The organism is Desulfovibrio sp. OH1186_COT-070, assembly GCF_003860215.1.
GTDB lineage: Bacteria > Desulfobacterota > Desulfovibrionia > Desulfovibrionales > Desulfovibrionaceae > Desulfovibrio.
Genome location: NZ_RQYH01000055.1, coordinates 1 through 5,107 on the forward strand (window position 1 = coordinate 1; position 5,107 = coordinate 5,107).

General features: G+C 55.7%; 4 protein-coding genes. All 4 read left to right on the plus strand.

Annotated elements, in window-relative coordinates:
• The first annotated feature begins 396 nt into the window (after nt 1–396).
• Nucleotides 397–1,398 carry a TRAP transporter substrate-binding protein gene (locus tag EII23_RS11350; protein WP_124793471.1) on the plus strand — a complete coding sequence of 334 codons (1,002 nt, stop codon included), beginning with the start codon at nt 397–399 and terminating at the stop codon, nt 1,396–1,398.
• 48 nt (nt 1,399–1,446) lie between these two features.
• Nucleotides 1,447–1,956 (plus strand): TRAP transporter small permease, encoded by a 510-nt coding sequence (locus EII23_RS11355; RefSeq protein WP_124793472.1) that lies wholly within the window; start codon nt 1,447–1,449, stop codon nt 1,954–1,956.
• Nucleotides 1,953–3,248, plus strand: a complete 1,296-nt coding sequence (locus EII23_RS11360; RefSeq protein WP_124793473.1) for a TRAP transporter large permease — start codon at nt 1,953–1,955, stop codon at nt 3,246–3,248. Before EII23_RS11355 ends, EII23_RS11360 begins: the two co-directional genes overlap by 4 nt.
• Before the next feature lie 102 nt (nt 3,249–3,350).
• A complete protein-coding gene (locus tag EII23_RS11365; protein WP_260424705.1) occupies nt 3,351–4,757 on the plus strand; it encodes a sigma-54-dependent Fis family transcriptional regulator in 1,407 nt (468 codons plus the stop codon).
• Nucleotides 4,758–5,107: the final 350 nt, after the last annotated feature.

Genomic DNA, 5,107 nt, shown 5'->3' on the forward strand with positions numbered 1-5,107 from the left:
GTCACAAATATCGTGTCGTCGATGTGCGCGCATAGCTTCTCCTGTCATGCAGGAAGAGGTGTTATCATACTATTCATAGTTTGACGACACTATCTAAATATATCGCTTTTTTGTTTTGTTGTCGCAAGTGCAATTTTACACCACTCCGAGGGCGCCCTTTGGGGGCAGTGTGCATTTTTTCGCATGGTCTTTTGTCCGGCGTGGCTTTGCCACAAATGAGCCTTTTGCTTTGCCCTCCAGTTTCTCCCTTGTTTTCTCCATCTTCCGAAATATGGTGTGCTTTTGTGCGGTATTGAGCATTCTGATGTTCTTTTTTTCGCAAAGTGGCCCTGATTTTGCTACCCTGTGTACAGGTTTAGCTGGTCTGCCTGTATTTACCACACAAAGGAGTCAGTTATGAAACATGTTCTGGTAATGCTGTGCGCCCTGTCCCTGTTTGCAGGGTGGAGCCACGATGTCGTGGCGGCCGAATATCCCGCAATGGTCATACGCGCTGCCACGGCCAATCCAGACGGCAGCCTGCATGTGGAAGCCATCAACAGGTTCAAGGAAATCGTGGAAAAGGAATCCGGAGGAAAAATCTCCGTGCAGACTTTCTACGGCGGCAGCATGGGGGACGAACAGGCCAATGTGAAGCAACTGCGCACAGGCGAGATACATCTGGCTGTCGTGGCTTGCGGCAATCTGACGCCCTTTGCCTCCAAGGCGGGTATTTTTTATCTGCCGTACGGCTTCCCCAACATCGACGATGCCAAAAAGGTTTTCAGCAATGAAGTCTTCATGGAAAAAATGGCTGGAGAAATCGCCCAGCAAAGCCGTGCCCGGCCATTGTCCTGGCTGATAGGCGGTTACCGCGTGCTGACCAACTCCAAAAGGCCTGTGGCCAAAATGGAAGACCTCAAGGGGCTCAAGATCCGCGTTCCGGCGGTGGAACTGCAACTGGAGGCATTTCGGGCCTGGGGGGTGGAGCCCCATCCCCTGTCCTGGTCGGAAACATTCAACGGTTTGCAGCAGGGTGTGGTGGACGGACAGGAAAACCCCCATACAATCAACCGCGATCAGAAGTTCTGGGAAGTGCAGAAATATATCAGCGAGCTGCACTATCTGCTCTGGGTTGGCCCCATGCTGGTGTCTGACCCTTGGTATCGCAAGCTTGATCCTGCCAGCAAAGAGCTTGTGGCCCGTGCCGCCCGCGAGGCCGCCCTCCATGAATGGAAGTGGGCTGCAGAGCAGGAATCCATCGCGCTCGGGCAATGCCTGGAAAAGGGCATGGTCATGAACAAAATCCTTGACGAGGATGCATGGATGAAGGCGGCCCGCGCCATGTGGCCCAAAGTGTATGACAAGATCGGCGGCAAAGAAAATGTGGATGAAATGCTGAAAATCATGGCGCAGTAACCGTGCACGGGCTGCGCCGGAACGGCGCAGCCCTTTTCAGGGGGCATCATGTTTCTGCTCAAAAAACTCTATGACAATTTTGAAGAATACGTCTGTGCGGCCCTTGTTCTGCTGATGGTGTTCTGCCTTGTCCTGCAGGTCGTCATGCGGGTTTTGACCGGTTCCTCCTTTGCCTGGACCGAAGAACTTTCCCGGTACAGTTTTTTGTGGGCCGTTTTTGTGGGAGCTGCCTTGGCGGTCAAGCGCGGCGGACACGTGCGCATCACGGCCCAGTTCGGGCATCTGGGAGTCCGGGCGCGCCTGTTTTTCCGCATTCTGGGTGATGCCGTCTGGGTGATCTTCAATATCTTTTTTGTCTCCACCTGTTGGGAAACCATCAGGGAAGGTCTGGACTACCCCGAGATTTCCCCCACCCTGGGCGTGGTCAAGTCCCATGTTGAAATGGTCATTCCCTTCTGCTTCCTGCTGGTGAGTTGGCGTATTGTGGAGCAGTACTGGCGACTCTGGCGCTCCGGCAGTCTGGTCAGCCTTGTGAACTATGAGGAGAATCCCCAATGAGTCCGCTCGAACTCGCTCTTCTGTGCATGGCCGTTCTTTTTCTGCTGGGGGTGCCCATCTTCATGTCTCTGGCCATTGCCGCAGCCGTGACACTCTTCAGCGGCGATGTTCTGCCCATGTCCGTCATCCACAATTCCCTGTTTGATGGACTCAACCTCTTTCCGTTGCTGGCCATTCCCTGCTTTGTCGTGGCCGGAACCCTCATGGAGTACGGCAACATCACACAGCAGATTGTGGATGTGGTCAAACAGATGGTGGGCAGGATGCACGGGGGACTCGGCATCACGACCATTCTGGCCTGCACCTTTTTTGCCGCCATTTCCGGGTCGGGCCCCGGTACGGTGGCTGCTGTAGGCACCATTCTGATCCCGTCCATGATCCGCAACGGCTATTCGCGCGAATATGCCAGCGCCGCAGCCTCCTCGGGCGGCACCATCGGCATCCTTATTCCCCCTTCCAATCCCATGATCATCTATGCCATTCTGGGCAATCTGTCGGTGACGGCCATGTTCACCGCCGGATTCCTGCCCGGATTTCTGGTCGCCTTTGCCATGATTTCGACCGCCTGGTTGCTGGCCCGCAAAAACAACTTCCGCGGCGACGAGAGCGAAGCCTTCGAGTGGCGGCGCTTTGTGCGCAGTTGCCGCAAATGCGTTTTCGCGCTCATGACGCCTTTCATTATTCTGGGTTCCATCTATTCGGGGTACGCCACCCCTGTGGAGGCCTCGGTGGTGGCCATTCTCTATGCGCTTTTCGTGGGTATTGTCATCAATCGCGCCCTCAGGTGGGAGCATATCAACAAGGCCCTGCTGGAAGGGGCCATGGTTTGTGGCGGCGTGCTGCTCATTGTGGGGGCGTCCACCCTTTTCGGCAAGATTCTCACTTTTGAGGAGGCACCGCAAAAACTCACGGCCCTGGTCATGGGCATTTCAAAAGACCCGCATGTGGTTCTGCTGATGATCATTGCCGTTCTCTATTTGCTGGGCATGTTCATGGAAACCCTGTCCACCATCATCATTCTGGTGCCCGTATTGCTGCCCATGATTCTTGAACTGGGTATCGACCCCATCCATTTCGGCATTATCCTGGTGGTGACCAACAACGTCGCCATGCTGACGCCGCCGCTGGGGGTCAATCTCTTTGTGGCATCCCGTATAGGCGGTGTTTCGGTGGAGCGGCTGTCCGTAGCCGTGCTGCCGTATCTTGCGGCCCTGACGGCGAGTATTCTTGTTCTGACGTTTATCCCCTCCATCAGCACTTTCCTTCCTGACCTGCTGGGGTACGGGAAGTAGCAGGAGATTGCGAGCCTCCCGGGTATCGGGCATCAGCCAACAGGGGGAGCAGCTTTCGTGCCTGGAGTTTACGGGATACGCTTGCGGAAAGAGGGCGGACATATGTATGGTACTCATATGCTGGCCGATTATATTGAACAATTGTGCGACACTTTTCGCGATGGTATCTGTGTGACGGATCACAGGGGCATTGTGGTACTGGTCAATCAGCGCCATGCCGTGCTGACGGGCATTCCGCGGGAAAAGATGCTCGGCATGTGCGTGCAGGATATGGTGCAGAACGGCGTCTTCAGCACGGTTCTCAACAGTCGCGTGGTGCAGTCGGGAGAGAAAATTTCTGGAGTGCAGCACCTGTTCAACGGGCGTACCCTTTTGCTGAACGGCTATCCCGTCAAGGACGCTTCCGGCAGTGTCGTCTACGTCATCACAACCATTCGCGACGTGACTGCACTGGCCGAATTGCGTGAGGAAATCGCTGCCCAAAAGGAACTGCTGGAAACCTTTCAAGCGTTGAGCAACGATGCTGCCGGGATCGGCAGCGTCCAGTATCCGCGTATTCTGCAAAGCCGGGCTATGCAGCATCTTTATGCCGAAGCCGCCGCCATTGCCGATACCGATGCCACCGCGCTTTTGCTGGGAGAGACCGGAGTGGGAAAAGATGTGGTGGCCCGGCATATTCACAGCCAGAGCAGGCGCGCCGAAGCACCGTTTGTCAAGGTAGATTGCGGCAGCATCCCGGAAAATCTCATAGAGACGGAATTGTTCGGTTATGCGCCCGGCTCCTTTTCCGGGGCCAGCAAAAACGGCAAGGCGGGGCTGGTGGAGGCAGCTTCCGGAGGAACGCTTTTTCTGGACGAGATTGGCGAACTGCCCATGAGCATGCAGTCACGCCTTTTGCGTGTGCTGCAGGACTGGGAAGTGCTGCGCGTGGGAGCCACGTCTCCCAAAAAGGTGGATGTGCGCGTCATCGCGGCTACCAACAAGGAACTGGAGAAAGAAGTGGTCAAAGGCGCCTTCCGGTCCGACCTGTATTACCGGCTCAAGGTGGCCGTGCTGCGCATTCCCCCCTTGCGTGAGCGGCGCGCCGACATTTTGCCCCTGGCCTTGGCCTTTCTGGGATATTACGGAAAAAAATACCGCAAGCAGGCCCGTTTTTCGGAGGAGGTGGCGCATATCCTCCAGGAGTACTCCTGGCCGGGAAATGTACGGGAACTGGAAAATCTGATACAGGGGCTTCTGGTTACCTGCAAAGGAGAAGTTATTGAGGCGGCGGCCCTTTCGGGCATCCGCCCCCTGACTTCCGGTACGGACGAGGCAGCCTCCGGGCGGAGGCTGCCCTCTGTTGAGGGGCGTTCGTTCAAAAGCATCATGAAAGAACTGGAGAACGCCGTCATTGAGGCAGGACTCCGGCGTTACGGCTCCATCAGCGAGCTGGCCCGGCAATTTCAGGTGGATCGGAGCACGATTTTTCGCAAGGCGAAAGCGTTGGAGGCTGCCCGGAAACAGTGACGGTTCTGTCCTGCCGCATATCTCTGCAATATCGGCGTGCCCCACTTCGCGCATGAGTTGCTTTCCGGAGATGCTGATCAAGGGATAGCCTGCGTGGCGTAAAGTCATCTGTAAAGTGGGGCAGCAAAAGATCTGCAGGCCGCCTGTCGGAAAAGGCCCGACAGGCGGCCTGCAGATCTTTTCGATTGTTGTCAAAAATGGGGATGATATGCTCTATTTGCCGAACATCTCCGCCAGCAGCCGGAGAACGCGTGATAACGTACAGAAAGTTTCGCACATTTGAAAAATGACGTAGCCCTCCAAGTTGGTTAGGTTTTGGTTAGGGCGATCAACCCCCAGACCAACAAGGA